The sequence below is a fragment of the Carboxydocella sp. JDF658 genome, from assembly GCF_002049395.1.
Taxonomy (GTDB): Bacteria; Bacillota.
In genome coordinates this window covers 1-207 of sequence record NZ_BDLR01000113.1, presented here as the reverse complement: position 1 = coordinate 207, position 207 = coordinate 1, and the positions used below count along the sequence as shown (strand labels likewise).

Below are 207 nucleotides of genomic sequence, written 5' to 3'. Positions count from 1 at the left end.
ATTACTGGACTTATATCCTGAATTTAAGTTTACAAAAGCCATTTTAGATTCTGCTCATGACGTCTACGATATTTACCGGTTACTTGCTGCCAATAATACTGAGGCATTTATTGACCTTAATAAGCGGGCGAAAGGAAAAGCTTCCTATCCCTGGGCAGTGTCTGTTAACGAGAATGGTGTTCCTATCTGTCCTGCAGGCTTGCCTAT

1 pseudogene is annotated in these 207 nt (G+C 41.1%); it reads left to right on the top strand.

Annotated elements, in window-relative coordinates:
* A pseudogene (locus JDF658_RS14675) lies at positions 1-207 on the top strand (hypothetical protein); the annotation flags it as partial.